We start from the raw sequence: 2,261 nt of genomic DNA, 5'->3' as shown, positions 1-2,261 counted from the left end.
GCTCGGCAGCGACCAATTAGATTGGAATAGTCACTGAAGAAGCCTATTACTTCGGCTTTCAGTTGTTCTCGATTATAACGCACGCCCCATTCGTAATTGATAGACTGTTCTGGGTCGACATCATCACTTGCACCTGGGCCATTCGGTGAAAAGCCCTTATTTACGCCCAATAAAACCCCAAGTTGATCGGAGATACTATAGAACACACCAACGCCTGGCAGAAACTCAGTATGGCTTCTATCGTTATCATTATTACTATCCAGGTCGTCTTTACGCTCAGAATCAATCGACTCAAGTCTTGCACCAAGATTAATGCGCCATTTATCAATCACAAGCGTGTCATTAATATAGGCTGAAAGTGCAACGCTTTGGTCTTTATTATCATCAACAAATTTCTGAAAACGTTTGTTTTGTAAGCGCCCCGACTGCATATCAAACGCATATTGCTTATGATCACGTTGCACGTAGTCATAGTGATAACGTAAACCCGCTTCAATGCTTTGGCTTACTGTTGCACCATCAAGCTCAACAACGGCATCGATGCTTAGCCCCTGTGAGCCATATTCTCGCGCATTATTGGTGACATCAATCGCTTGATCGCCAGAGTCTTGATCGCCGCGAATAATCCCAATAAAGCTTGGATATAATTCAGGGGAACTTAATATCTCTTTTGCTTCAGGTGCAGCATCGTCAATAAAGCCATCAAACTTTATCCAGTCACGCTGAAAATTATTATAATAGGCACGCGACGTAAGAGTAGTAAGATCATTCAACTCCAGCGTATGTATCAGGTGCAGCTGGCTATGTGTCGAAGTGAATTCATCTTCACTGCTGGCACTATATCGACGCAAGGCATCGTCATCGAAATCTGCTTCGGTTAAACCCAAATAGGTTTCATTGGAAGTTTCATCGGCATAGCCGAGCTTGAGTTCTAAACGTTGATAAAAACTTGCATCAGCATCCGATTGCCACATTAACCTTGCGTTAATATCATTACGCTCAAAGCCAGTATTCGCATTTTTATCTGAATCAAGCTCTTTAAAACCATCGGCACTATAGCGTAAGCCTTCAATCAGATAACCAAAGTTTTGCAGAGTTTCTCCATATAAAGCACGATATTTTTGATAATTATAACTGCCGTATGAGAGGTCGACCTCAGCCGTCTTATTTTGTGGAACAGGTCGCGTAGCAAAATTAATGGCGCCACCCACAGTGTTAGGCCCAAATTTAATTGAGGCTGGGCCTTTAAACACTTCCACGGCCTGCATACGATTAACATTAGGAATATAATAAGCAGCTGGGGCTGAATATGGCGCTGGCGTAATTAAGATACCGTCTTCCATAATCGTTATTTTTTGACTGCGGTCTGAGGTCACGCCTCGTAAGCCAATATTAGGACGCAAACCGTAGCCGTCTTCTTGGCGAATATAAACTCCAGGGACTTGCGCTAACACCTGATTAACATCAGTGTATTCAAAATCTTCTAAGGCTTCTCTATCAAGATACTGCGCCGAGCCGGCTGCATTTTGATAATCTTCTTGGCTACCGAGCACCAAGACCTCTTCAGTGAGTTGCTCAGTTTGTGCAAAAACATTTAACGCAAAGGCTGATGTGATCACATAGAAAGTAGACTGTTTAAACATCATGAACGCTAGTCTCCATCACCTGCGGCTGAATTAGGAATGCCGGTGCTTATTATGGTAGTAAATTCAGTTTTTAATTTATCGCTGATGATTTTGATTTGACCGTAAAGATGGCAGGCTGTCTCACCGGTAGTTGGCGCAGCGGCAAAGTTCTCACAATCATCACGATCAACGGTTTCAGCATAAGCATATAAGCTTTGTGTTTGGCTGCTGAGCTTTTCAGCGGTAGAACGGGCTAAGGCAATATCGCTCAACATAGCGGCGGCTGCAGCGGCCTCACCACGCTCAATATAAGCATCATCAAAGCCATAGCCATCACCACCGCTAAATATGGTTTCAAAGGCTTGTAAATTCGCTAAAATAAAGTCGTAGCCAGCGTTGGCGTAAGGTGATTCAGCATTTAACTCGCAGCTATTATTACTGCACTTATTATTAAGTCCCAGCACTTGGGCAAGCTTCACATCTTTAACCACGGTTTCAAGGTAAAACATACTGTCGCTCAAGTCTGTCACGCTGGACGCGCCGTTGGCAACAAAGCTGTTCTGGTAATCTGCCCACAAACGCGCAAATTGAGCAGCATCATTTTTCAATCGCGTTGCAATCTTAAGCGAATATTGG

Annotated in this window: 2 protein-coding genes; both read right to left on the bottom strand. The window is 43.6% G+C overall.

The features are described 5' to 3' along the window. Nucleotides 1-1,646, bottom strand: a 1,646-nt coding sequence (locus HRU21_12920) for a TonB-dependent receptor (protein NRA43191.1), incomplete at its 3' end; no start/stop codon positions are given. 5 nt (nt 1,647-1,651) lie between these two features. Further along, nucleotides 1,652-2,261, bottom strand: a 610-nt coding sequence (locus tag HRU21_12915; protein ID NRA43190.1) for a hypothetical protein, incomplete at its 5' end; no start/stop codon positions are given.

The organism is Pseudomonadales bacterium (genome assembly GCA_013215025.1).
Taxonomy (GTDB): domain Bacteria; phylum Pseudomonadota; class Gammaproteobacteria; order Pseudomonadales; family DT-91; genus DT-91.
This window is presented reverse-complemented; position numbering and strand designations above follow the sequence as displayed.